21 protein-coding genes and 1 pseudogene are annotated in these 26,212 nt (G+C 62.5%); 16 read left to right on the top strand and 6 right to left on the bottom strand.

What is annotated here, in order from left to right:
• Positions 1-151: 151 nt before the first annotated feature.
• The 4 genes from ACM6IP_RS04360 to edd are packed head-to-tail and all read right to left on the bottom strand — an operon-like array spanning position 152 to position 5,150.
• Positions 152-1,621 carry an ATP-binding protein gene (locus ACM6IP_RS04360; RefSeq protein WP_095169825.1) on the bottom strand — a complete coding sequence of 490 codons (1,470 nt, stop codon included), beginning with the start codon at positions 1,619-1,621 and terminating at the stop codon, positions 152-154.
• A complete protein-coding gene (locus ACM6IP_RS04355) occupies positions 1,611-2,342 on the bottom strand; it encodes a response regulator (RefSeq protein WP_095169826.1) in 732 nt (243 codons plus the stop codon). Before ACM6IP_RS04355 ends, ACM6IP_RS04360 begins: the two co-directional genes overlap by 11 nt.
• 34 nt (positions 2,343-2,376) lie before the next feature.
• Positions 2,377-3,327 (bottom strand): glucokinase, encoded by a 951-nt coding sequence (locus ACM6IP_RS04350; RefSeq protein WP_095169827.1) that lies wholly within the window; start codon positions 3,325-3,327, stop codon positions 2,377-2,379.
• Positions 3,324-5,150, bottom strand: coding sequence for a phosphogluconate dehydratase (gene edd, locus ACM6IP_RS04345; protein WP_095169828.1), 1,827 nt, complete (start codon positions 5,148-5,150; stop codon positions 3,324-3,326). The genes ACM6IP_RS04350 and edd overlap by 4 nt, the downstream gene beginning before the upstream one ends.
• A gap of 224 nt (positions 5,151-5,374) precedes the next feature.
• On the opposite strand from edd, the gene gap reads away from it, so the two are divergent.
• The 10 genes and pseudogenes from gap to ACM6IP_RS04295 all read left to right on the top strand — a co-directional run bounded on the left by gap (position 5,375) and on the right by ACM6IP_RS04295 (position 16,196).
• A complete protein-coding gene (gap, locus tag ACM6IP_RS04340; RefSeq protein ID WP_414861033.1) occupies positions 5,375-6,376 on the top strand; it encodes a type I glyceraldehyde-3-phosphate dehydrogenase in 1,002 nt (333 codons plus the stop codon).
• 54 nt (positions 6,377-6,430) lie between these two features.
• On the top strand, positions 6,431-6,895 hold the full coding sequence (locus ACM6IP_RS04335) for a methylglyoxal synthase (RefSeq protein WP_414861032.1): 465 nt from the start codon (positions 6,431-6,433) through the stop codon (positions 6,893-6,895).
• A gap of 78 nt (positions 6,896-6,973) precedes the next feature.
• On the top strand, positions 6,974-7,492 hold the full coding sequence (locus tag ACM6IP_RS04330; protein WP_095169831.1) for an RNA polymerase sigma factor: 519 nt from the start codon (positions 6,974-6,976) through the stop codon (positions 7,490-7,492).
• Between the two features lie 119 nt (positions 7,493-7,611).
• Positions 7,612-8,583 (top strand): FecR family protein, encoded by a 972-nt coding sequence (locus ACM6IP_RS04325; RefSeq protein ID WP_414861031.1) that lies wholly within the window; start codon positions 7,612-7,614, stop codon positions 8,581-8,583.
• Between the two features lie 120 nt (positions 8,584-8,703).
• Positions 8,704-11,292 (top strand): TonB-dependent receptor, encoded by a 2,589-nt coding sequence (locus ACM6IP_RS04320; RefSeq protein ID WP_414861030.1) that lies wholly within the window; start codon positions 8,704-8,706, stop codon positions 11,290-11,292.
• Between the two features lie 121 nt (positions 11,293-11,413).
• A complete protein-coding gene (locus ACM6IP_RS04315; protein ID WP_414861029.1) occupies positions 11,414-12,022 on the top strand; it encodes a biliverdin-producing heme oxygenase in 609 nt (202 codons plus the stop codon).
• Between the two features lie 81 nt (positions 12,023-12,103).
• Positions 12,104-12,499, top strand: coding sequence for a YbaN family protein (locus tag ACM6IP_RS04310; protein ID WP_414861028.1), 396 nt, complete (start codon positions 12,104-12,106; stop codon positions 12,497-12,499).
• Positions 12,500-12,588: 89 nt separating this feature from the next.
• Positions 12,589-13,887: pseudogene (locus ACM6IP_RS04305) on the top strand (chemotaxis protein); the annotation flags it as partial.
• Between the two features lie 150 nt (positions 13,888-14,037).
• Positions 14,038-14,793 (top strand): methyl-accepting chemotaxis protein, encoded by a 756-nt coding sequence (locus tag ACM6IP_RS04300; RefSeq protein WP_414861058.1) that lies wholly within the window; start codon positions 14,038-14,040, stop codon positions 14,791-14,793.
• 56 nt (positions 14,794-14,849) lie between these two features.
• Positions 14,850-16,196 (top strand): CoA transferase, encoded by a 1,347-nt coding sequence (locus tag ACM6IP_RS04295; RefSeq protein WP_414861027.1) that lies wholly within the window; start codon positions 14,850-14,852, stop codon positions 16,194-16,196.
• Between the two features lie 196 nt (positions 16,197-16,392).
• Here the strand turns inward: ACM6IP_RS04295 and ACM6IP_RS04290 are convergent, their stop codons facing one another.
• Together ACM6IP_RS04290 and arcD (ACM6IP_RS04285) are read right to left on the bottom strand one after the other, a co-directional pair.
• Positions 16,393-17,271, bottom strand: coding sequence for a DNA-3-methyladenine glycosylase family protein (locus ACM6IP_RS04290; RefSeq protein WP_414861026.1), 879 nt, complete (start codon positions 17,269-17,271; stop codon positions 16,393-16,395).
• Positions 17,268-18,695 carry an arginine-ornithine antiporter gene (gene arcD, locus ACM6IP_RS04285; RefSeq protein ID WP_159997617.1) on the bottom strand — a complete coding sequence of 476 codons (1,428 nt, stop codon included), beginning with the start codon at positions 18,693-18,695 and terminating at the stop codon, positions 17,268-17,270. The genes ACM6IP_RS04290 and arcD (ACM6IP_RS04285) overlap by 4 nt, the downstream gene beginning before the upstream one ends.
• Before the next feature lie 434 nt (positions 18,696-19,129).
• On the opposite strand from arcD (ACM6IP_RS04285), the gene arcD (ACM6IP_RS04280) reads away from it, so the two are divergent.
• The 6 genes from arcD (ACM6IP_RS04280) (at position 19,130) to ACM6IP_RS04255 (ending at position 26,035) form a co-directional block, all read left to right on the top strand.
• On the top strand, positions 19,130-20,557 hold the full coding sequence (gene arcD / locus ACM6IP_RS04280) for an arginine-ornithine antiporter (protein ID WP_095169840.1): 1,428 nt from the start codon (positions 19,130-19,132) through the stop codon (positions 20,555-20,557).
• A gap of 37 nt (positions 20,558-20,594) precedes the next feature.
• Positions 20,595-21,851 carry an arginine deiminase gene (arcA, locus tag ACM6IP_RS04275; protein WP_095169841.1) on the top strand — a complete coding sequence of 419 codons (1,257 nt, stop codon included), beginning with the start codon at positions 20,595-20,597 and terminating at the stop codon, positions 21,849-21,851.
• Positions 21,852-21,919: 68 nt separating this feature from the next.
• A complete protein-coding gene (locus ACM6IP_RS04270) occupies positions 21,920-22,930 on the top strand; it encodes an ornithine carbamoyltransferase (RefSeq protein ID WP_095169842.1) in 1,011 nt (336 codons plus the stop codon).
• A 168-nt stretch (positions 22,931-23,098) separates the two neighbouring features.
• On the top strand, positions 23,099-24,028 hold the full coding sequence (arcC, locus tag ACM6IP_RS04265; RefSeq protein ID WP_095169843.1) for a carbamate kinase: 930 nt from the start codon (positions 23,099-23,101) through the stop codon (positions 24,026-24,028).
• A gap of 12 nt (positions 24,029-24,040) precedes the next feature.
• Complete coding sequence (locus ACM6IP_RS04260; protein ID WP_095169844.1) at positions 24,041-24,403, top strand: DUF5064 family protein; 363 nt, start codon at positions 24,041-24,043, stop codon at positions 24,401-24,403.
• A gap of 123 nt (positions 24,404-24,526) precedes the next feature.
• Entirely contained in the window at positions 24,527-26,035 is a 1,509-nt protein-coding gene (locus tag ACM6IP_RS04255; protein WP_095169845.1) for a sigma-54-dependent transcriptional regulator, read from the top strand.
• The last annotated feature ends 177 nt before the right edge of the window (positions 26,036-26,212 follow it).

The following is a 26,212-nucleotide window of genomic DNA, read 5'->3' as shown; positions in this document are numbered from 1 at the left end:
GACGGCCAGGTAACGAAGGCGCCGAGTTATGTCACCAGGCAGTGACATTGGCTTCGGGTGCCATCGCGGGCAAGCCCGCTCCCACAGGAAATCCACCATCCGTCCCTGTGGGAGCGGGCTTGCCCGCGATCAACGATTACGCGGTCCCTGATTAATCCACACTGCGCGGCAACTGCAGCGTCACCCGCAACCCACCCTCGCGCAAATTCTGCAAACTCACTTCGCCGCCATGGCTATGGGCGATGTTGCGCGCAATCCCCAACCCCAGGCCATACCCCTGCTGCTTCCCGGCCAGGCGAAAGTGTGGCTCGAACACTTGCTCCAGGCGCTGCTCCGGCACACCCGGGCCCTCGTCGTCGACATGCAGGATAAACGCGCTGTCATCGTCATCGATGTGCAGGTGGGCGGTCTGTCCGTACTTCAGCGCATTGTCGATCAGGTTGCCGATGCAGCGCTTGAGCGCCAGCGGTTTGCCCGGATACGCCGTGAGCGCCCGCCCCTGCTGGGTCACGCGGCCGTTGCCGTTGGGCGCCAGGTAAGGCTCGACCAGGCATTCGAGCACGTGATTGAGGTCCACCGGCTCGATGTTCTCGTGAATGTCGGTGTCCTTGACGCATTGCAGCGCGCCCTTGACCAGCAGCTCCAGCTCGTCCAGGTCGCGGCCGAACTTGGCCTGCAACTGCTCGTCGTCCAGCAGTTCGACCCGCAGCCGCAAGCGCGTGATCGGCGTACGCAGGTCATGGGAAATCGCGCTGAACAACTGGCTGCGCTCGGTCAGGTAGCGGCTGATGCGTTCGCGCATCGCATTGAATGCACGGCCCACTTCGACCACTTCGCTGCCGCCGCCCTCGGCCACCGGCAGCACGTCGGCGCCCAGGGACATGTCCCGCGCTGCCCGCGCCAGGCGCTTGAGCGGCCGGCTTTGCCAATGCACCAGCAGCCCGATGAACAGCAGCAGGAAGCCGCTGGTGAGCACGATGAACCACACCTGCTGCGACGGCAGGCCCTGTTCTTCAAGGCTGGTGTAGGGCTCGGGCAACAGGGAGGCGATGTACAGCCATTCGCCCTTGGCCAGTTTGATCTGGGTCACCAGCACCGGCGGGTTGACCGGCTCCAGCGTCAGCGCGTAGTGCGCCCAGGAGCGCGGCAATTCATCGAGCTTCAAGCCGCCATTGAAGATCCGCAGATCATCCGGGCTGACAAACTGCACGGAAATATCGGTGTCGGCCCCCAGCGACGTGCGCAGCACCTCGTCCACCGCGGCCAGCACCGCCTGCTTGCGCGGGGTGGCGGGCAGCAGTTGCATATCCAGGGGCTTGTCGTTGAGGGTGACCACAAATCGGGTGCCGCCCATGCTGCGCAATTGGTCCAGCACCAGCGGCCGATAGGCCACCGGCAACGAGCGGAAGTAACTGACGCTGGCGTTCATCGAATGAGCCAGGCTGCGGGCGGCGGTCACCAGCCCTTCGAGCTGGGTGGCGCGCAACTGCGAGACCCAGATCACGCTCGACAGGGCTTGGGCAAACAGTACCGCCAGCAACGTCAGCAACAGCATCCGCCCCAGCAGCGAGCGCGGTACCGGGACCTTGCGCAGCAGCCGGGCGAAAAACTCAGTGACCATTGCTGGCGACCACGCTGGCCGCCAGTTGATAACCGCTGCCGCGCACGGTACGGATCAGCCGTGGCGGCTTTTCGGTGTCGCGCAGGCGCTGGCGCAAGCGGCTGACCGCCATGTCGACAATCCGGTCCAGGGGCATCAGGTCGCGGCCCCGGGTGGCGTTGCCGATGGTGTCGCGGTCGAGGATGGCCTGGGGGTTATCGAGGAACAGTTTCAGCAAGGCAAAATCGGCGCCGGAGAGAATCACCTCCTCGCCGTCGGTGTGAAACAGCCGGTGGCTGACCATGTCCAGCCGCCACTCGTCGAAAGCCAGCACTTCGCCGCCCGAACGCTCCTGGCCGAACTGGGCCCGGCGCAGCAGGGCCTTGATCCGTGCCTGCAATTCACGGGGACTGAAGGGCTTGCCCAAGTAGTCGTCGGCGCCCAGTTCCAGGCCGATGACCCGGTCGGCCTCGTCGGAACTGGCGGTGAGCATGATGATCGGCACATGGGCCTGGCGTGGGTGCTGGCGCACCCAGCGACACAGGCTGAAGCCGTCTTCGTCGGGCAGCATCACGTCGAGGATCACCAGGTCGCAAGGCGCGTCGTTCAGCGCCTGGCGAAACCCCGCGCCATCAGGCGTGGTACGCACCTGAAAGCCGGCACGACTGAGGTACGTGTCCAGCAACTCGCGTATTTCCTGATCGTCATCGACCAACAAAATCGACTTGTTGACTGAGCTCACGGGCGGCTTCCTTATTGTTATGAAGGGGGGTGGATTATGCTTGCTCGAGCGCCACACCCGCGCCCACCAGGCCGGAATACGGGGCTGTCACCAGCCACACCGGAATGCCCTTGAAGTAATCGCTCATGCAGCCCTTGTCGGCAAAGCAACGGGCGAAGCCACTTTCCAGGAAAAAATCGGCAAACCGCGGGATCACCCCACCGACAATGTAGACCCCCCCACGGGCACCGGTGGTCAACACGTTGTTGCCCGCCACCCGACCCAGCCAGCAGCTGAACTGCTCAAGTACTTCGCGGGCAATCGGGTCGCCGGCCAGGCCAGCGGCGGTGATGGCTTGCGGGGTGTCGAGCGTTGGCGCGTGCCCGTCCACCGCGCAGATCGCCCGGTACAGCCGTGGCAAACCACCGCCGCTGAGCACGCTTTCTGCGCTGACATGGCCAATTTCGTTATGCAGGTGCTGCCACAACTGGGTTTCCCGCACGCTGCTCAACGGCAGGTCGACATGCCCGCCCTCACCCGGCAGGGCCGCCCAACGCCCCTGCCCCTGATCGAGCAAGGTGCCGACACCCAGGCCCGTGCCCGGGCCGATCACCACCGCCGGGCGCAGCGGCTCGGGGGTGCCGGCGCAGACCAGGCGAAACTCCCCCGGCTGCAGGCGCGTCATGCCCAGGGCCATGGCCGAGAAATCATTCACCAGCAACAGTTGCTCCAGTTGCAAGGCCTGGCAGAACGCCTTGCGACTCAGGCGCCAGTGGTTGTTGGTGAAACGAAACTCATCGCCACTGACCGGGCCGGCCACCGACAGGCAGACCGCACCGATCGCTCCGGGCGCCAGGCCCAGACCCTGGAGATAGGCACCAATGGCATCTTGTGGACAGGCAAAGTCGGCTGTCGCCAGCACCTGGACCGACTCCAGTTGCTGGTCTTTCCACAAGGCAAAACGTGCATTGGTACCGCCAATGTCACCGACCAGCGCTAGTTTCACTTAAGGGTCTCCAGGGCAGAGGTAAAGGCGCTGGCGCCCTGCTCTGCCGAGCTGAAGGCCATGCGCATGAAACCGAACAGTTCGCGCCCGCAACCAATGCCGTTATCCAGCAGGCCAGTGGCCGGGGTACGCGCGTCAAATTCAGCGGCGTCCACCAGCACTTGCAAAGTGCCTTTGACGCCATCGACGCGGATGATATCGCCCTCTTGCACGCGGGCCAAAGCGCCACCGACAAAAGCTTCAGGGCTGACGTGAATGGCCGCCGGGATTTTCCCCGACGCGCCGGACATCCGCCCGTCCGTGACCAGTGCCACTTTGAAGCCGCGATCCTGCAGCACGCCAAGGAACGGGGTCATCTTGTGCAGTTCCGGCATGCCATTGGAACGCGGGCCCTGGAAGCGCATCACGGCAACAAAATCCTTCTCCAACAGGCCAGCCTTGAACGCATCGGCCAGGTCCTGCTGATCCTGGAACACCATGGCCGGAGCCTCGACCACTTGATGTTCCGGGGCTACCGCCGAGACTTTCATCACGCCGCGCCCGAGGTTGCCTTCCATCACCCGCAGGCCGCCTTCGGCCGAGAACGCCCGGGCCACCGGCCGCAGGATGTTTTCATCGAGGCTTTCGCTCGGGCCTTCGCGCCATACCAGTTGACCGTCCTCGAGGAACGGCTCCTGGGTGTAGCGGCTCAGGCCGTGGCCGGCCACGGTGTTGACGTTTTCATGCAGCAGGCCGGCCGCCAGCAGCTCACGAATCAGGAACGACATGCCGCCAGCCGCCTGGAAGTGGTTGATGTCGGCCTTGCCGTTCGGGTAGACGTGGCTCAGGGTCGGCACCACCTCGGAGAGGTCGGCCATGTCCTGCCAGGTCAGTTGGATGCCCGCCGCCATGGCAATCGCCGGCATGTGCAGGGTGTGGTTGGTCGAGCCGCCGGTGGCGTGCAGGGCCACGATCGAGTTGACCAGCGAGCGTTCGTCGACGATTTCGCCGATCGGCATGAAGTTGCCGCTCTGCTTGGTCAGGCGCGTGATCTGGAACGCCGCCTCGCGGGTCAGGGCATCACGCAACGGGGTGTTCGGGTTGACGAACGAAGCACCCGGCAGGTGCAGGCCCATGACTTCCATCAGCAACTGGTTGGTGTTGGCGGTGCCGTAGAAGGTGCACGTGCCAGGGCTGTGGTAGGACTTCATTTCCGACTCCAGCAGCTCTTCGCGGCTGGCCTTGCCTTCGGCGTAACGCTGGCGAACGTCGGCTTTTTCCTTGTTGGAAATCCCCGAGACCATCGGGCCGCCCGGGACGAAGATGGTCGGCAGGTGACCAAAACGCAGCGAGCCCATCATCAGGCCCGGGACGATTTTGTCGCAGATGCCCAGCATCATCGCCGCATCGAACATGTTGTGCGACAGCGCCACGGCGGTCGACAGGGCGATCACTTCACGGCTGGCAATCCCCAGTTCCATGCCCGGCTCGCCCTGGGTCACGCCGTCACACATTGCCGGGACACCGCCGGCGAACTGGCCGACCGAGCCGATCTCGCGCAGCGCCTGCTTGATCTGTTCCGGGTAGGTCTCGTAGGGCTGGTGCGCCGAGAGCATGTCGTTATATGACGAAACAATTGCCACGTTGGCCGCGTTCATCATCCGCAGGCTTTGCTTGTCTTCGGTGCCACATCCGGCCACACCGTGGGCGAAGTTGGCACATTGCAGCTTGCCGCGCATCGGGCCATCACTGGCGGCGCCGCGAATCAATGCAAGGTAAGCCTCACGGGTAGCGCGGCTACGGGTGATAAGCCGTTCGGTGACCTCAAGTACGCGGGGATGCATGTGTAGAACTCCAGGCTAACGGATATGGCGACCTGTTCGTGTCTATGCTGATCAAGAGGCGTCCACGCGGGCAGCGTTTGACGGTTTTCTTGACCAATCGGACCAGTTGATTCAGGTCACTCGTTGTAGATAGAACAAAATATTGCCACTAAAAAGGCTTGTTTTCTATTTTTATGCGAATAATCTTGTAATTCCAACAACAAAACGACGGCGGCGCTGTTCAAATGACTCTTCGAATCGCAATCAATGGTTTTGGCCGTATCGGCCGCAACGTCCTGCGGGCACTGTATACCCAAGGCTACCGTCAGGATCTGCAGATCGTCGCCATCAACGATCTGGGCGACAGTTCGATGAACGCCCACCTGCTCAAGTACGACACCGTGCACGGCACGTTTGATGCCCAGGTGGAACACGACCAGGAGAGCCTGACGGTCAACGGCGACCGCATTGCGGTCAGCGCCATTCGCAACCCGGCCGAACTGCCATGGGCTGCAGAAAAGATCGACGTAGTGTTCGAATGCACCGGTCTGTTCACCGACCGGGCCAAAGCCGCCGCGCATATTAGCGCCGGCGCGCGCAAAGTGATCATTTCAGCACCGGCCAAGGGCGCCGATGCCACCGTGGTCTACGGGGTCAACCACGACATCCTGCGCCAGTCGCACCAGATCATCTCCAACGCCTCGTGCACCACCAACTGCCTGGCCCCGGTGGCCCAGGTGCTGCACCGCGAACTGGGCATCGAGAGTGGCCTGATGACCACCATCCATGCCTACACCAACGACCAGAACCTGACGGACGTCTACCACAGCGACCCGTACCGCGCCCGCTCGGCTACCCAGAACATGATCCCGAGCAAGACCGGCGCCGCGGAAGCGGTAGGCCTGGTGCTGCCGGAACTGGCCGGCAAGCTGACCGGCATGGCCGTGCGCGTGCCGGTGATCAACGTCTCCCTGGTGGACCTGACGGTGCAGCTCAAGCGCGAAGCCACGGCCGATGAGGTCAACGCGCTGCTGCGCGAAGCCAGCCAGCACTCGAAAATCCTCGGCTACAACACCCTGCCCCTGGTTTCCAGCGACTTCAACCACAACCCGCTGTCGTCGATTTTCGACGCCAACCACACCAAAGTCAGCGGCAAGCTGCTCAAGGTGCTGGCCTGGTACGACAACGAATGGGGGTTCTCCAACCGCATGCTGGATAACTGCCTGGCGCTGTGCAACGCCGAATAAGCAATGCGGGAGCTGCCACCGGCAGCTCCCCTCTGGTTTTGTTGGAGCCCACCGATGATCGGCATCACCTTCACCGAAAAAACCATGGCGGCGCGCAAGCGCATCGCCCTGGTCGCCCATGACCACTGCAAGGTGTTCCTGCTCGACTGGGCCGAGCGCCAGAAGCACAAGCTCGCCCAACACCAACTGGTCGCCACCGGCACCACCGGCCTGTTGCTCAGCCAACGCCTGGACCTGCCAGTGGAAAGCATGATCAGCGGCCCACTGGGTGGCGATCAGCAGCTCGGGGCGCAAATCGCCGAGCAACGCGTAGACCTGCTGGTGTTCTTCTGGGATCCCTTCGAACCACAACCCCACGACCCGGACATCAAGGCACTGCTGCGAGTAGCGGCCGTCTGGAACATTCCAGTGGCCTGCAACGAATGCAGCGCCGACTACTTGCTCAGCAGCCCGCTGCTGGATCAGCCACACACCCACCGGATCCCTGATTACCCGGCCTATCTACAAGGTCGCCGATAATTCCTACAGAAAGAAGCGCTTGACCTTTGACACAGATGATAAGCATTATCATTCGCTTGAAATCGATCAGGTCCTACTGTGAGTCAAGCGCACTTCAACCACGTCTTCCTCGCTCAGCGCGTCTCGCTGCTGCGCACATTGGAGCGGATGGTCAATAACCACAGCACCGCCGAGGACCTGTTGCAGGAAACCTACCTGCGCGTGACCCGGGCGTTGAGTGAGCGGGCCATCGACCACCTGGAACCCTTCGTCTTTCAAACTGCCCGCAACCTGGCGCTGGACCACCTGCGCGCCCGCCGTATCCAGTCACGCACGATGCTCGAGGACGTACCGCTGGAGGTGGTGCAGAACGTTGCCGCGCCGCTCAGCAGTGCCGAGGACGCCGCCCATGCCGAACAGATGCTCGAACGCTTGAACATCAGCCTCAACCAACTGACTGCGCGCCAACAACAGATTTTCATCCTCAGCCGCCTGCACGGCCACAGCTACCTGGAGATCGCCGAGAAACTCAGCGTGTCCCTGAGCACCGTGCAAAAAGACCTGAAGCTGATCATGGCGATCTGTGTCGGTGTCGCCGATCGTCTCAACGGCCGTTGAGTCGCTCGCTCCATTGTTTTGCACACCTGCGTCAGGGCGTCGGCTTTGTTACCCTTAGCCGAGGTTTGTAGCACTCTTATCCAAAACCAGCCGCGCGCAGACGTGGCCGAGGAACACCCGTGACGGACAGCCACCACTCCCACCCGCCAACCCCGGCGCGGGATTCAGCCAGCACCAGGGCGATGGAACAAGCCCTGGACTGGCTGATCGTGCTGGACAGTCCGAGCGAGGAGCAAAGCCGTGAATTTCACGCCTGGCTCGCCGCCGACCCGCGCAACGCCGAAGCCTTCGCCATGGCCCAGGCCGTCTGGGACGGCCCGCAAGTGGCACAGTGCGCGCAGACCCTAGACAGCGCCAAGCGCAAGGTCAGCGTGCTCGGGCGCTTGCGCCCACACTGGAAACCCCTGGCCAGCGCGGCAGTGCTGCTGCTCGGCCTGTTCAGTTTCAGCAACCTGCCCATGCGCCTGCAGGCCGATCACCTGACCGTGGTCGGCGAGCGCCAGCGCCTGCAACTGGAGGACGGCTCGAAAGTCCTGCTCAACACCAACTCGGCCTTCTCCAGCACCATCAATGATCAACAACGCGTGGCTCGCCTGTTCCAGGGCGAAGCCTATTTCGAGGTAGCCGCCAATCGTGGCCTGCCCCTGGAAATCGATGCCGGGCCGGTCACCGCCAGCGTGCGCGATACCTCCTTCGCCGTGCGTTACCTGGACGGCGTCGCCCAGGTGCGGGTGCAGCGCGGCGATGTCGACCTGCGCAGCGCCCACAGCGATGCACGGGTGCGCTTGAGCGCAGGCGAAAGTATCCGTATCGGGCCCAATGGTTTCGATCAACCGGCCCGCCTCGATCCGGCGACAGACCTGGCGTGGGTCCAGGGCCGCCTGGTGTTCGAAAACTGCCCGCTGAACCAGGTCCTGGCCGAGTTGCGCCGCTACTACCCGGGCTGGATCATCAACAACAACGAACAGTTGGCCAACGTTTCGGTCACCGGTAACTACCGCCTCGACCAGCCGCTGGACGTGGTCCGGTCGCTGGCTCACATCACCTCCGCCAAGCTCCAGGAGTTCCCGGCGCTGGTGATTTTGAACTGAATGAGAATTATTTTTACTCGATAGTCATTCGCCGTACGTCTCGTTATAGCCAATGCAATTGATTCGCATCCTTGATGCCAATCTGCACCTATAAGATTCGTGCGACACGGAGCGCTATCGATGTCCTCTCGCCTTACCCGCCAGTCCTCTTCACCATCCGCCCGCGTGCACAACTGCACGCTGTCCTTGCTGACCGCCACCATGCTGCTGGCCGGCACCCAGGCTGCGCCTGTGATGGCCGCCACCCCGGCCCAACAGCCAAGCCGCCAGATGGGCGACTACAGCTTCGCCATTACCCAGCAGCCACTGGTCTCGGCGCTCAACGAGTTCACCGCCGTCACCGGATGGCAGGTCGGCTTGCCGGCAGAACTGGCAGAAGGCGTGGCCTCGCCAGGCGTGCACGGCGCACTGAGCCCGGAAAAAGCCCTGGATCGCCTGTTGGTGGGGACCAACCTGAGCTATCGCAAGCTGGGCAGCAACAACATTGCGCTGGAAAAACGCACCGCCGGCGGCACCCTCGCACTGCAGCAGATGACCATCAGCGCCACGCGCCAGGAGCAGAGCGTCGACAGCGTGCCCAGCACCGTGACCGTGCACACCCGCGAAGAGCTGGATCGCAACAACGTCAACACCATCAAGGACCTGGTGCGCTATGAGCCAGGCGTATCGGTCGGCGGTACCGGCACCCGGGGCGGCATCAGCGGCTACAACATTCGCGGCATCGACGGCGACCGGATCCTGACCCAGGTCGACGGCGTCGAGATTCCCAACGGCTTCTTCAACGGCCCGTATGCCAAGACCCAACGCAACTACGTTGACCCGGAAATCGTCAAGCGCGTGGAAATCCTCCGCGGCCCGGCCTCGGTGCTGTACGGCAGCAACGCTATCGGCGGCGCGGTGAGCTACTTCACCCTTGACCCGGAAGACATCATCAAGCCCGGCCAGGATGTCGGCGCCCGCCTGAAAACCGGTTACAGCTCCGCCGATGACAGCTGGCTGAAATCCGCCACCGTCGCCGGACGCGCCGATCAGTTCGATGGCTTGCTGCACTTCAGCCAGCGCGACGGTCACGAAACTGAATCCTACGATCACTACAATGGCACCGGCCTGGATCGCACCGCGGCCAACCCGGAAGACGTGCGCACCACCAACGTACTGGCCAAGGCTGGCTGGAACTACGCCGAAGACGCACGCCTGGGCCTGACCTACGAAAAATACAAGGACCACCGCGACACCGACCAGCAAAGCGCCATCGGCGGCCCGTTCAACAATGGCCAGCCCCTGGGCATGTACCGCTCGCGCACGGGTGATGACACAGTCAGCCGCGAACGTTTTGGCCTGGAAAACAGCTTCGCCGTCGATGCCCTGCTGGTGGACAACCTGAAGTGGAGCCTGAACTACCAGATCGCCAAGACTGACCAGACCACCCTGGAAAACTACTTCCCGTTCAGCCGCAACGTGATGCGCTCGCGCGAAACCCTCTACGAGGAAAAGCAGTGGGTGTTCGACGCACAACTGGACAAGGCATTCGCCATCGGCGAGACCGGCCATGTGCTGACCTACGGCACCACCATCAAACACCAGAAAGTCACCGGCTCGCGCACCGGCAGCGGCACCTGCCTGGCGGTAGGTCGTGGTTGCAGCGCCGTGGGCGCCATCAGCCCCAGCGATGTGCTGAAAAAATCCAGCGACTTCCCGGACCCGACCATCGACACCTACAGCCTGTTCGCCCAGGACCAGATCACCTGGAACGACTGGACCTTCACCCCAGGACTGCGCTACGACTACACCAAGCTCAAGCCCCATGTCACCCAGGAGTTCCTCAACACCGTAGCGCCTGATGGCCTGGGTACGGTCAGCGACGAGAACAAGACCTGGCATCGGCTCTCGCCCAAGTTCGGCCTGACCTACGCCCTGGACGACAACTACACCTGGTTCGGCCAGTACGCCGAAGGTTTCCGGACGCCGACCGCCAAGGCCTTGTACGGTCGTTTCGAGAACAGCACCACCGGCTACAACGTGGCGCCGAACCCGGACCTGGAACCGGAAAAAAGCAAAACCTACGAGACTGGCCTGCGCGGCAACTTCGAGGCAGGCAACTTCGACATGGTGGTGTTCTATAACAAGTACCGCGACTTCATCAACGAAGACGCCGTGACCCCCGGCTACAACGAGCTGACGTTCCAGAGCAACAACATCAAGCACGCCACCATCAAGGGCGTGGAGCTCAAGGGTCGCCTGAACCTCGATACCTTCGGCGCACCACAGGGCCTCTACACCAAGGGCTCGATCGCCTACGCCCACGGTCGCAACAATGACACTGGCGAGCCACTCAACTCGATCAACCCGCTGACCGGCGTGTTCGGCCTGGGCTATGACCAGGACAGCTACGGCGCCTTGCTCAGCTGGACCCTGGTGCAGAAGAAAAACCTGGTGGACGACAGCAGCTTCAAGTCGCCGGACGGCGTCAGCAGCCAGTTCAAGACCCCAGGCTACGGCGTGCTCGACCTGGCCGGTTTCTACAAGGTCAGCGACGACGTGACCCTCAGCGCTGGCGTGTACAACCTGGCGGACAAGAAATACTGGCAGTGGGACAACGTGCGCGGTTACGACAGCGTCGGCGAGGCCGCCGTGCTCAGCCCGGCCAACCTCGATCGCCTGACCGAGCCAGGCCGCAACTTCGCGATCAACCTGATCTGGGATATCTGATCGTTACCCGCTAATGGAATCTCGTTGCGCCTTTTTCCCAGGCGCAGCGAGGATTTTTTACTGTGCTGCGCCAGCTGGTTCGTCTAGTTACCAAGCGCATCTCATTCTCAAGGACTTCTTCATGACCGCTGCCGATCCTACTCAACGCCCGAGCCTGCGTTCCCAACGCCTGAACCAGATCACCCACGAGCCCCATGCCAAGCTCGACGCCCTGGTCAAGGCCCATGCGCCGTTTGAAACCCAGGCCAACTTCGCCCGTTTTGTGGTGGCCCAGTACCTGTTTCAGTCGGAACTGGTGTCGCTGTACAACGATCCCGATCTGATCGCCATCGTCCCCGACCTGGCAGAGCGCTGCCGCGCCGAAGCCGCCAAGGCCGACCTGGCTGACCTCGACACCCAGGTCCCGGCTCCGGTGGCAGGCGCCGTGCAACAGCCGAGCAAGGCTGAAGCCCTGGGCTGGCTGTTCGTTTCCGAAGGCTCGAAACTCGGTGCCGCGTTCCTGATCAAGCGTGCCGTAGGCCTGGGCCTGAGCGAAACCTTCGGTGCCCGCCACCTGGGCGAGCCGACCGGTGGTCGCGCCGAAGGCTGGAAAAACTTCGTCAGGACCCTCGACGGCCTGGCATTCAGCGCCGAAGAAGAAGCCGCGGTCGATAAAGGTGCCATCGACGCCTTCAACCGCTTCACCGTATTGCTGGAACAGGCTTACGCCACCGAGCCTGAACTGGCCTGACCGACCCCCTGCCCAACCTGGTTGGGCAGGGCAAACCTTTAGCCTTGCGATCCAACCTCGCGGTCAACCTCTGAATAATCCATGTCTCGCCTCGCTTCCTCCAAACTCGCGCGCCTCCTCTTCGGCCTGCTGGCCTATGTCAGCCTGGGCATTGGCCTGATCGCCATAGTCGTGCCGGGGTTGCCGACCACCGAATTCATCCTGTTGGCCGCCTGGGCGGCGACCAAGAGTTCGCCGCGCCTGAGTGCCTGGCTGGAAAACCATCGGCTGTTCGGGCCGATCCTGAAAAACTGGCGCAACGGCAAGATTGTCGCGCGAAGAGCCAAGATCAGCGCCACCGCGAGCATGCTGCTGTGTGCCGGCTTGATGCTGGTGATGCTCGACCACGGCTGGCCGATCTACCTCGCCATCGCCGGCATGAGCCTGGGCAACCTGTGGATCTGGTCGCGCCCGGAGTCACTGCCTCAAGCCTCCTGATATCTCCAGTCCCTGCCGCGCCAGCGACCGTTCGTCGGCTGTCGCTCATGCCCAGCTCTTGTAAGCCGATGTGTCACACATGGCGCTGAATGGATTTGGCGAGCGGGTCGCTCAAGACCCTCAGCCCACCAGTCATCCCTTCGCGAGATCGCCCCATGTTCGACTCTCTTTCCATCCGCCTGAAAATCGTGCTGTTGTCCGGACTGTGCCTGTTGGGCGTGGTGGGCCTGATCGTCGGCATGAACATCTACCAGACCAATCAGAACGATCAACTGGTCAGCGCCTCCAGCACCCGGATGCTCACGGCCAGCGTCGAGAACCTGCTGCAGGCCAAGGCTGCCGAGCAGGCGGTGCGGGTGCAGAAGACCTTCGGCGAAAGCCTGCTGGTAGTGACCGCCCTGGCCGACCAGATCGCTGATCTGCGTCGTCTGGCCGGCAAGCGCGCCCTGGATCCCGGCGCCCTGCGCGAGGAGTTGAACCAGAGCCTGAAGAGCGCTTTCGAGCGCAACACCGGGGTCCTGGGAATCTGGCTGGCATTCGAACCCAATGGCCTGGACGGCCAGGACCAGGGCTTCGTCGACGACGCCGCTCGCCTGTCCAACGAAGCCGGGCGATTCGCCAGTTACTGGAGCCGAGCCGGGGGGACCGGGGAAAACACCATCATGACCGAAGAGGACATGACCAAGACCACCCTCAATCTCAGTGGCACCCCGTACAACAGCTGGTACACCTGCCCCCGCGACAGCAAGCGTACCTGTCTGCTCGACCCCTATGCCGACACCGTCGCCGGCAAGGAAATGCTGATGACCAGTATTTCCGTGCCGTTGCTGGTCAATGGCAAGGCCATCGGCGTGGTCGGTATCGACATCTCCCTCGACGCCCTGCAAGCCGCCGCCCTCAGCTCCCAGCGGGACTTGTTCAACGGTGCCGGGCACATGCTGATCGTGTCTGGCAGCGGTGCGCTGGCCGGCTACAGCGTCGACGCCAGCAAACTGGGGAAAAACCTGGTCGAGGCCCTGGGCAACGATGGCAAGGAAGTGCTGCAACTCCTCAATACCAACACCGCGAAGATTCTCCAGCAGGGCGACCTGATTCGCGCGGTGCTGCCGGTCAGCCCGATTGCCGACACCAAGCCTTGGGGGGTAGTGATCGACCTGCCCCGGCACGTGCTGCTGGCCGACTCGCTGAAACTGCAAACGGTGCTCGATGAGGCGCAGGACCTTGGCACCTACAAGACCCTGGCCGTGGCCATCGGCGCCGGCCTGCTGGGCCTGCTGCTGATGTGGTTGACTGCCTCCGGCGTGACCCGGCCAATCAACAGCGTGGCGACCATGCTCAAGGCGATTGCCAGCGGCGACGGCGACCTCACCCAGCGCCTGAACTACAGCAAGCAAGACGAGTTGGGTGAGCTGGTGAGCTGGTTCAACCGCTTCCTCGACAAACTGCAGCCGACCATCGCACAGATCAAGCAAAGCATCACCGACGCCCGTGGCACCGCCGACCAGTCCTCGGCAATCGCCCGCCAGACCAGCGAAGGCATGCAGGTGCAGTTCCGCGAAATCGACCAGGTCGCCACCGCCTCCAACGAAATGAGCGCCACCGCCCATGACGTCGCCAACAGCGCCTCGAATGCCGCCAGCGCCGCCAGGGGCGCGGACCAGTCGGCGCGGGACGGGATGTCGATCATCGAACGCAGCACCCGCGACATCAATCAACTGGCCGAAGAAGTCAGCAAGGCAGTGACCGAAGTCGAAGCGCTGGCCGTCAACAGCGAGCAGATCGGCTCGGTGCTGGAAGTGATCCGTAGCATCGCCGAACAGACCAACCTGCTGGCCCTCAACGCCGCGATCGAGGCGGCTCGCGCCGGCGAAAGCGGACGCGGCTTTGCGGTGGTCGCCGATGAAGTGCGCAACCTGGCCAAGCGTACCCAGGATTCGGTCGAGGAGATCCGCCTGGTGATCGAGCGGATCCAGACCGGCACCCGCGGCGTGGTCGCCACCATGCATTCGAGCCAGACCCAGGCGCACAACAACGCCGGGCAGATCCAGCAAGCGGTGCAGGCCCTGGGCAAGATCAGCGAGGCAGTCACGGTGATCAGCGACATGAACCTGCAGATCGCCAGTGCCGCCGAGCAGCAGAGCGCCGTGGCCGAAGAGGTCAACCGCAACGTTTCGGCGATCCGCACGGTCACCGAGACCCTGACCGAGCAAGCCACCGAATCGGCGCAGATCAGTAGCCAGCTCAACTCCCTGGCCACCCACCAGATGAAACTGATGGACCAGTTCCGGGTTTAGGCCCTCCACCACAGCGCTTTTGTTCTATGATCGAGCCCTCTTTCGGAGGGCTCTCGATGACCACTTTGCTGACTGCCCTGCAAGCCGCATTGGGCTTGCAGAAAACTGCCATCCGGTTCACCGCCGAGGGCGCCCTGCCCTCGGCGTTTGCCGTCACCGAGCTGGCCAGCGCCAGTATTGCGGTGGCCGGCCAGGCCCTCAGCGAACTGCTGCAGCAACAGACCGGCCGTTTACCGACCCTCGAAGTTGATCGCCGACTTGCCTCCTTCTGGTTCGCCACCTCCTTGCGCCCGCTGGGCTGGAAGCTGCCGCCGATGTGGGATCCGCTCGCCGGTGACTATGCCACGGGCGATGGCTGGATCCGCTTGCACACCAATGCTGCCCATCATCGACGCGCCGCCGAAAAAGTACTGGGTGCCTGCAGCGACCGCAGCGCGATGGCCGCCAAGGTTGCGTCGTGGGCCAAGGAGGATCTGGAACAGGCGGTGGTCGACGCCGGGGGCTGCGCGGCGGTCATGCGCTCCTGGCAGCAATGGCAGGTCCATCCCCAGGGGCTGGCGGTCAATGCCGAGCCGCTGGTGCACTTGGCGCCCCTTGAGGATCAACGCCGGCAGGCCTGGTCGGGATCAGTCGCGAGGCCGCTGGCGGGGCTCAGGGTGCTGGACCTGACCCGGGTCCTTGCCGGCCCCGCAGCCAGTCGTTTTCTCGCCGGCCTGGGCGCCGATGTGCTGCGCATCGACCCACCCCACTGGCACGAGCCGGGCGTGGTCGCGGAAATGACCCTGGGCAAACGCTGCGCCCACCTTGACCTGCACCAACGCAGCGACCGCCAGGTGTTTGAAGCCCTGCTCAAGGACGCCGACATCCTGCTCCACGGCTACCGCGCCGACGCCCTGGAAAACCTCGGCTACGGCGCTCGCGAACGCCAGGCGCTGGCGCCGGGGCTGATCGACGTCAGCCTCAATGCCTATGGTTGGTGCGGTCCCTGGCAAAATCGCCGGGGCTTCGACAGCCTGGTGCAGATGAGCACCGGCATCGCCGAAGCCGGCATGGCCTGGCAGCACAGCGACCAACCGACGCCCCTGCCGGTGCAGGCCCTGGACCACGCCACCGGGTACCTGATGGCGGCCAGCTGTCTCAAGCTGTTGACCGAGCGCCTGGCCAGCGGCTGCGGCGGCTCCGCCCGCCTGTCATTGGCGCGCACGGCGAAGCTGCTGCTGCAACAGCCCGCCACACCACAACCGGCGCTGCGTGCCGAAGAGCCCAGCGATCAGGGACTCGTGCTGGAACAAACAACCTGGGGACCGGCCAATCGACTGCAGGTGCCACTAACCATCAGCGGCACGCCCCTGCAGTGGTCACTGCCGGCCGGGGAACTGGGCGCCCATCGGGCACGGTGGTGAACAGCGCCTGCTATGGGCATTCAGGCAGCGATGGTGCCCGCAAAATCTGCTGGCAGCCAAAAATCCTGTGGGAGCGGGCTTGCCCGCGATGGTCTCAAGAGCGCTGCGTTGATCCTGAATCTGCGCGTTATCGTTGACGTCCATCGCGGGCAAGCCCGCTCCTACACAATCCTGCGAAGCCGGTCTTTGCTACACCTCAATCCCCCCGACTCAAGGACGTCCACAACACTTGCGCCGCATAACCCCGGTATGGTCGCCAGCTTTCTGCCCGGGCCAACAGGTGCTGGGCGCTGACTGGCTGGCCTTCGAGGGCGGCCAGCGCCTTGAGCAGCCCCACATCCCCCGGCGGGAACGCGTCCGCCTCGCGCATCTGGCGCAAGGCGATGTACTGGGCCGTCCAGTCACCCACGCCCCATAACGCCAGCAACGGCGCCACAGACGCCGGCAGGTGCTCGCGCGCCTCGAACAGCCCGGGGTTCTCCAGCAACGCCTGGGCCACACCCGACAAAGTGCGCCCACGGCTGCGGGGCATGCCCAGCGTGGCCAGATCCGCCGAAGCCAACACCTGCGCCTCGGGAAACACCTGCCTCAGGCCCGGCAACCACGGCTCGGGCCCCACCAGCGGCGCGCCGTATTGCGCCACCAGCTTACCCGCCAGCCTGATCGCCGCCGCCACACTGATCTGCTGCCCCAGCACCGCCCGCATCGCCAACTCCAGGCCGTCCCAGGTGCCCGGCACACGCAAGCCCGGGCGCCGGGCAATCAACGGCGCCAGCAGCGGGTCTGTGGCCAGGTGCCGGTGGATGGCCGGCAAGTCCGCATCCAGGTCGAACATCCGCCGTAAGCGCGCCATGATCTGCGGCAACGCCGCCGAATCGGCATAGGCCAGCTCTACCGCCAGGCCGTGACCCGGCGCCTGGCTGATGACAAACGTGCCCTGCAAACCGTGCAGGCAGAAGCTGCGGGCGTACGACCCGGGGCGAACCACCTCGAGCCCATCGATGGCCCGCGCCGCTAGGAAGTCGAGCATCGCCGGCCAATCGTAGGCCCCCTGATAGTCGAGCGTCAGCCTCACAAACTCAGCACGCCGCTGTACAAGCCATAGGCCGCCACCAACGCACCGACAACCACGCAGGCGAAAATGCCTTTTTCGATGTGGGTGAACAACGGCTGGCCCTGCTCATGCTTGGCCTTGGCGAACAGAATCACCCCCGGTGCATACAGCAGCGCCGACAGCAGCAGGTACTTGACCCCACCGGCATACAGCAGCCAGACCGCATAAACCAGGGCGATCGCGCCAATCAGCAAATCCTTGGTGCGCTCGCCCGAGGCGTTTTCATAGGTTTCACCGCGCCCGCTCAACAGCACCGCGTAAGCCGCCGACCACAAGTAAGGCACCAGGATCATCGACGAGGCGAGGTAGATCAGGCTGGTGTAGGTACCAGCAGAAAACAGCGTGATCAGCAGGAACAACTGGATCATCGCGTTGGTCAGCCACAGCGCGTTGACCGGTACATGGTTGGCGTTTTCCTTTTTCAGGAACGCCGGCATGGTCTTGTCCCGGGCCGTGGCAAACAGGATTTCAGCGCACAGCAGCGCCCACGACAGCAATGCCCCAAGCAACGAAATGGCCAGGCCGACGCTGATCAGCAAAGCGCCCCACGGCCCGACAATGTGCTCCAGCACCGCCGCCAGCGAAGGGTTCTGCAGGTTGGCCAGCTCCGGCTGACTCATGATCCCCAGTGACAGCACGTTCACCAGCACCAACAGCGCCAGCACCCCGATAAAGCCAATGACGGTGGCCCGGCCCACGTCGGAGCGTTTTTCCGCGCGGGCCGAATACACGCTCGCGCCTTCGATGCCGATAAACACGAATACCGTGACCAGCATCATGTTGCGCACCTGGTCCATCACGCTGCCGAAGTTCGGGTTGCTGCGACCCCAGATATCCCGGGTAAAGATGTCAGCCTTGAACGCCACGGCGGCAATCACGATGAACATCACCAGCGGCACGATCTTGGCCACCGTGGTCACCTGGTTGATGAACGCCGCCTCCTTGATCCCGCGCATCACCAGGAAATGCACCGCCCACAGCAGCACCGAGGCGCAGCCGATGGCAATCGGCGTATTGCCCTGGCCAAACACCGGAAAGAAGTAACCCAGGGTGCTGAACAGCAGCACGAAATAGCCAACGTTGCCCAGCCAGGCACTGATCCAGTAGCCCCAGGCCGAGGAGAACCCCATGTAGTCGCCAAACCCGGCCTTGGCGTAGGCGTACACCCCCGAGTCCAGTTCAGGCTTGCGATTGGCCAGGGTCTGGAACACAAAGGCCAGGGTCAGCATGCCTACGGCGGTGATGGCCCAGCCGATCAACACGGCCCCGGCATCGGCGCGGGCGGCCATGTTCTGCGGCAAGGAAAAGATCCCGCCGCCAATCATCGAGCCGACCACCAAGGCGATCAAGGCACTGAGTCGGAGCTTTTGCGCCGGTTGCGACATCGTTACCTCTCAAATCGACGTTTTGTCATGTTTGCGAACCATAACAAGTGTTCACTCAATTAAATATCCAGCGCAGCCACACGTTTATCAGTAAAGGATAAAAATCAGACTTCGCTTAGAACTGTCTCATCTATGCCGCCGGGGGATTTTGCCAGTTTTGTGAAGCATTTCCGATAAATCCATTCTGTACTGAGAACCGCCGGTAAAAATTTGCACATTCTGAAAAACCAACTAGCTTCATACCTTGCTGCAATACGATGCATTATCTTTAGTTCCACCTGGAAGCCTCTAGGAGAGGCCTCTCAGCGCGTTAACAAACCGACGAAAGTCATTCATCAACAATGGAATGTGGCAATGAACTGATCTAAGTCAGCTGTTTGAAACGTCAGCGGATTTACTCTGCGAACTCACTTCTCCTGCATTGGAGTCATGCAATGTCAGAATCTCCCGGAAAACTACGACTAGGTGCCCTGGTCGCGCTTGTGGTCGGCTCCATGATTGGCGGCGGGATCTTTTCCTTGCCCCAGAACATGGCCGCCAGTGCCGATGTCGGCGCTGTTTTGATCGGCTGGGCCATCACTGCTGTCGGTATGTTGACCCTGGCCTTTGTCTTCCAGACCCTGGCCAATCGCAAGCCGAATCTGGATGGCGGGGTCTACGCCTATGCCAAGGCCGGTTTCGGCGACTACATGGGTTTCTCCTCGGCCTGGGGCTACTGGATCAGTGCCTGGTTGGGGAACGTCGGTTACTTCGTATTGCTGTTCAGCACCCTGGGTTACTTCTTCCCGATTTTCGGCGAAGGCAACACCGTCGCCGCCGTCATCGGTGCGTCTGTGCTGTTGTGGGCGGTGCACTTCCTGGTCCTGCGCGGGATCAAGGAAGCAGCGTTCATCAACCTGGTGACCACGGTGGCCAAGGTTGTACCGCTGCTGCTGTTTGTCCTGATCGCCATTTTCGCCTTCAAACTGGACATCTTCACTGCCGATATCTGGGGGATCAAGAACCCGGACCTGGGCAGCGTGATGGACCAGGTGCGCAACATGATGCTGGTCACCGTCTGGGTGTTCATCGGTATCGAGGGCGCGAGCATCTTCTCCTCCCGTGCGGAAAAACGCTCGGACGTGGGTAAAGCCACGGTGATCGGCTTCATTACCGTGCTGCTGTTCCTGGTGCTGGTGAACGTCCTCTCGCTGGGGATCATGACTCAACCGGAACTGGCCAAGCTGCAGAACCCGTCGATGGCCGCCGTGCTTGAGCACGTGGTGGGTCACTGGGGTGCGGTGCTGATCAGCGTTGGCTTGATCATCTCCCTGCTGGGCGCCCTGCTGTCGTGGGTCCTGCTGTGTGCGGAGATCATGTTCGCCGCCGCCAAAGACCACACCATGCCGGAGTTCCTGCGCAAGGAAAACGAGAACCACGTACCGGTCAACGCCCTGTGGCTGACCAACGCCATGGTGCAGATCTTCCTGATCATCACCCTGTTCTCGGCCAGTACCTACCTGTCGCTGATCTACCTCGCCACCTCGATGATCCTGGTGCCTTACCTCTGGTCGGCGGCCTACGCCCTGCTGTTGGCAGTGCGCGGCGAGACTTACGAGAACGCCCTGGCCGAACGCAAGAAGGACCTGTTCATCGGCGCCGTAGCCCTGATCTATGCGGTCTGGCTGATTTACGCCGGCGGCCTGAAGTACCTGCTGCTCTCTGCCCTGCTCTATGCCCCTGGCGTGATTCTGTTCGCCAAGGCCAAGCGCGAGTTGGGCAAACCGATTTTCACCAACGTCGAGAAGCTGATTTTCGCCGCGGTAGTCATAGGTGCGCTGGTAGCGGCCTATGGGCTCTACGACGGCTTCCTGACCCTGTAACACTCAAGTTTGTATTGTCATCTGGAGGATCACTGTAATGACCACGGAAAAAGTTAAGTACGGCGTACATTCCGAAGCCGGCAAACTGCGCAAAGTCATGGTTTGCTCCCCCGGCCTGGCCCACCAGCGGCTGACCCCGAACAACTGTGACGAACTGCTTTTCGATGATGTGCTGTGGGTTGCCCAAGCCAAGCGTGACCATTTCGACTTCGTCACCAAGATGCGCGAACGCGGGATCGACGTGCTGGAAATGCACAACCTGCTGACCGACATCGTTGCCATCCCCGAAGCGCTGGACTGGATCCTGGAACGCAAGGTCACCGCCGACTCGGTGGGCCTGGGCCTGATCAACGAAGTGAAATCCTGGCTGCGCAGCCTGGAGCCACGGCATATCGCCGAGTACCTGATCGGTGGCGTGTCCGCCGATGATCTGCCGGACAGCTTCGGTGGCAAGACCATCCAGATGTTCCGCGACTTCCTCGGCCACACCAGCTTCATCCTGCCACCGCTGCCCAACACCCAGTTCACCCGCGACACCACCTGCTGGATCTACGGTGGCGTGACGCTGAACCCGATGTACTGGCCGGCCCGTCGCCAGGAAACCCTGCTGACCACCGCCATCTACAAGTTCCACCCTCAGTTCACCAACGCCGACTTCGAGATCTGGTACGGCGACCCGGACCTGGATCACGGCAGCTCCACCCTTGAAGGCGGCGACGTCATGCCGATCGGCAACGGTGTGGTCCTGATCGGCATGGGCGAGCGCTCGTCCCGCCAGGCCATCGGCCAACTGGCACTGAACCTGTTCAAGAACAAAGCCGTCGAGAAAGTGATCGTTGCCGGCCTGCCGAAGTCCCGCGCAGCCATGCACCTGGACACCGTGTTCAGCTTCTGCGACCGCGACCTGGTCACGGTCTTCCCGGAAGTGGTGAATCAGATCGTTGCCTTCACCCTGCGACCTGACGAAAGCAAACAGGGCGGCATCGACATCCGCCGCGAGGAAACCAGTTTCCTCGACACCGTGGCCAAGGCCCTCAACCTCAAGGCGTTGCGCGTGGTGGAAACCGGCGGCAACAGCTTCGCCGCCGAACGCGAGCAGTGGGACGACGGCAACAACGTGGTCGCCGTGGAGCCAGGCGTGGTCATCGGCTACGACCGCAACACCTACACCAACACCCTGCTGCGCAAGGCCGGGATCGAGGTCATCACCATCAGCGCCGGCGAGCTCGGTCGCGGCCGTGGCGGCGGCCACTGCATGACCTGCCCGATCATCCGCGACCCAATCGACTACTAACCTATAAACCCTGGCCGACACTTATCGAGTGCGGCCAGGGGGATAACCGAAACCCAAGGAGATCCAAAATGGCTTTTAACATTCATAACCGCAATCTGCTGAGCCTGGAACACCACACCCCTCGCGAATTGCGTTATCTGCTCGACCTGTCCCGCGACCTCAAGCGCGCCAAGTACACCGGTACCGAGCAGCAGCACCTCAAAGGCAACAACATCGCGCTGATCTTCGAAAAAACCTCGACCCGCACCCGCTGCGCGTTCGAAGTGGCCGCTTATGATCAGGGCGCCAACGTCACCTATATCGACCCGAACTCCTCGCAGATCGGCCACAAAGAAAGCATGAAGGACACCGCCCGCGTACTGGGGCGCATGTACGACGCCATCGAATACCGTGGCTTCAAACAGGAAATCGTCGAAGAACTGGCGAAGTTCGCCGGCGTACCGGTGTTCAACGGCCTGACCGATGAATACCACCCGACCCAAATGATCGCCGACGTGCTGACCATGCGTGAACACGCCGACAAGCCGATCCACGAGATCAGCTACGCCTACCTGGGCGACGCGCGCAACAACATGGGCAACTCGCTGCTGCTGGTCGGCGCCAAGCTGGGCATGGACGTACGCATCTGCGCACCCAAAGCCCTGTGGCCTCTCGACGACCTGGTGGCTCGCTGCAAAAAATACGCGGAAGAAAGTGGCGCCCGCATCACCCTGACCGAAGACCCGAAAGCCGCGGTCAAGGGCGTGGACTTCATCCACACCGACGTCTGGGTATCGATGGGCGAGCCTGTCGAAGCCTGGGCCGAACGGATCCAGCAACTGCTGCCGTACCAGGTCAACGCCGAGCTGATGAAAGCCACCGGCAACCCACGCACCAAGTTCATGCACTGCCTGCCAGCCTTCCACAACAGCGATACCAAGATCGGCAAGCAGATTGCCGAGCAGTATCCGCACCTGGCCAATGGCATCGAAGTGACCGATGACGTGTTCGAGTCGCCAGCCTGCATCGCCTTCGAGCAAGCGGAAAACCGCATGCACACGATCAAGGCGATCCTGGTATCGACCCTGGCTGATCTGTAACAGCTCACTCGGCTCCCACTGACTGGACACAGTCAATGTGGGAGCTGGCTTGCCTGCGATGGCAGCACCCCGGTGCTTCTGACAGACCTTGGTGATGCTATCGCGAGCAAGCTCGCTCCTACAGGGGACCGCGTACCGGCTTATATCTCTTCGAAGAAGGACTGCATTATGCGTATCGTCGTTGCTCTGGGCGGTAACGCCCTCCTACGTCGTGGTGAACCCATGACGGCAGACAATCAACGCGCCAACATCCGGATCGCCACCGAACAGATCGCCAAGATCCACCCCGGCAATCAACTGGTGATCGCTCACGGTAATGGCCCGCAAGTCGGCCTGCTGTCGCTGCAGGCAGCCGCCTACACCTCCGTTTCCCCCTACCCGCTGGACGTGCTCGGTGCTGAAACCGAAGGCATGATCGGCTACATCATCGAACAGGAACTGGGCAATCTGCTGGACTTCGAGGTGCCGTTCGCAACCCTGTTGACCCAGGTTGAAGTCGACGCCAACGACCCGGCGTTCAAGAACCCGACCAAGCCGATCGGCCCGGTCTACAGCAAGGCTGAAGCCCAAGCGCTGGCGGCGGAAAAAGGCTGGGCAATCGCCCCCGATGGCGACAAGTTCCGCCGCGTGGTGGCCAGCCCGAAACCCAAGCGTATTTTCGAAATCCGCCCGATCAAGTGGTTGCTGGAAAAGGGCAGCATCGTGATCTGCGCCGGGGGTGGCGGGATCCCGACCATGTACGACGAAAACCACAAGCTCAAGGGCATCGAAGCGGTGATCGACAAGGACCTGTGCTCGGCGCTGCTGGCCGAACAGCTGGAAGGTGACTTGCTGGTGATTGCCACCGACGTCAGCGCGGCGTTCATCGACTTCGGCAAGCCCACCCAGAAAGCCATCGCCCAGGCGCACCCCGACGAAATGGAAAAACTCGGCTTCGCCGCAGGCTCCATGGGGCCGAAAGTCCAGGCCGCCTGCGACTTCGCGCGCAACACTGGAAAAGTCGCGGTGATCGGTTCACTCTCGGACATCGAAGCGATCGTCCAGGGCAAGGCCGGCACCCGAATCAGCACGTCCAAACCTGGCATTACTTACCTGTAAGGAGAGACGTCTATGGCAAAGTTTGAGCCAGGTCATTTGCACATCGAGCGTCATGCACTGACCCCGGATGATGTCAGCTACAACGTGCACCTCGACTACGAAGTCAGCAAGAGCCCAAAGGGCGACAAGGGCATCCAGTTCACCATGCATGGCAACATTCAGGGCAAGGACATGAGCGAGACGTTCTTCCTGCCCAAGGAGGAGGCCTACAACTTTGCCAACAACGTGACGAAGATCGCCGAGAAGTACGGCATTCCAAAGACCCACAGCCAGATCGGCTCGGTGCACAAGCATTACGACCTGATGTTTGAAGACATCCGGGTGCAACTGAACATGAAATCCGGCGACCCGGTGAATATCGAACACTTCGAGTAATCCCATCCCGCTCGCGATGGCGCGCTGTCGACTGACACAGCGCTATCGCGAGCAGGCTTTCACCATTCGCCCGCCCCAAGGCATACTTGCCCCCCTCCGCACCTCAGAACCAACAAACGCCCCATGCGTATCCACGTCAGTTTCATCGACCGCGTCGGCATCACCCAGGAAGTCCTGGCCTTGCTCGGTGGGCGCAACCTCAACCTGGATGCGGTGGAAATGGTCCCGCCGAACGTCTACATCGACGCCCCGACCTTGAGCCCGCAAGTGCTCGAAGAACTGCGCGATGCCTTGTTCAGCGTACGTGGTGTGCAAGCGGTGACCGTGGTCGACATCCTTCCCGGACAACGCCGCCACCTGCAACTGGATGCCCTGCTGGCCGCCATGACCGACCCGGTGCTGGCCCTCGACAGTGCCGGCACCATTCTGTTGGCCAACCCGGCGTTGATCGCCCTGTACGGCCGCGAACCGGCCGGGGAAAACGTCGCCGAACTGTTTGCCGACCCAGCCCTGCTGGAAACCTTGCTGGAGCACGGGTTTCGCTTGCCGCTGCGGGAAATCACGGTCAACGGCCAGACCTTGTTGCTGGGCGCCACGCCGATCACCGACGCTGGCGCCCTGCTGACCCTGTATCCACCCAACCGGATCGGCGAACAGCTCTCGGCACTGCATCACGATCACGCCGAAGGTTTTGATGCCTTGCTCGGCGAGTCGCCGGCGATCCGCACACTCAAGGCCCGTGCGCAGCGGGTAGCCGCCCTCGACGCGCCACTGTTGATCCAGGGTGAAACCGGCACCGGCAAGGAACTGGTGGCCCGCGCCTGCCATGCCATCAGCGCCCGCCACAGCGCGCCGTTCCTGGCGTTGAACTGTGCGGCCTTGCCGGAAAACCTCGCCGAAAGCGAACTGTTCGGCTACGCCCCCGGTGCCTTTACCGGCGCCCAGCGCGGTGGTAAGCCGGGGTTGATGGAACTGGCCAACCAGGGCACGGTGTTTCTCGACGAGATTGGCGAGATGTCGCCCTATCTGCAGGCCAAGCTCCTGCGGTTTCTCAACGATGGCAGCTTTCGCCGGGTGGGCGGGGACCGTGAGGTCAAGGTCAACGTGCGGATCCTCAGCGCGACCCACCGCGACCTGGAGAAGATGGTCAGCGAGGGGACCTTTCGCGAAGACCTGTTCTACCGCCTCAATGTGCTCAACGTCGAAGTCCCGCCATTGCGCGAGCGCGGCCAGGACATTCTGCTGCTGGCTCGCTACTTCATGCAGCAGGCGTGTGCGCAGATCCAGCGTCCGGTCTGCCGCCTGGCACCCGGCACCTACCCGGCCCTGCTCGGCAATCGTTGGCCAGGGAATGTGCGCCAGTTGCAGAACGTGATCTTCCGCGCCGCGGCCATTTGCGAAAGCAGCCTGGTGGACATCGGCGACCTGGACATTGCCGGCACCTCGGTGGCGCGCCAGAGCGACAGCGAGGTCGACAGCCTGGAGCAGGCCATGGAAAGCTTCGAGAAATGCCTGCTGGAAAAGCTCTACGTCAACTACCCCTCGACCCGCCAACTGGCCAGCCGCCTGCAGACCTCCCACACCGCCATCGCCCATCGGCTGCGCAAGTACGGGATTCCCGGCAAGGCCTGAATACAACTCCTTATCTGAACTGCCGCAAATGTTGGACTGCCTCATCGCGGCATAGGTATCTACACCACTGTGGTGCGACGTTGCACCTGTGGGCCGTCAGGGATGTTGGATTAGACCGCGTGCATATCCATTTTTGCGGTAACGGCCTCCTATGGTTCCGCTTTTACAGCGGCTCAC

Source organism: Pseudomonas sp. IT-P176 (genome assembly GCF_949767245.1).
Taxonomy (GTDB): domain Bacteria; phylum Pseudomonadota; class Gammaproteobacteria; order Pseudomonadales; family Pseudomonadaceae; genus Aquipseudomonas.
This window is presented reverse-complemented; position numbering and strand designations above follow the sequence as displayed.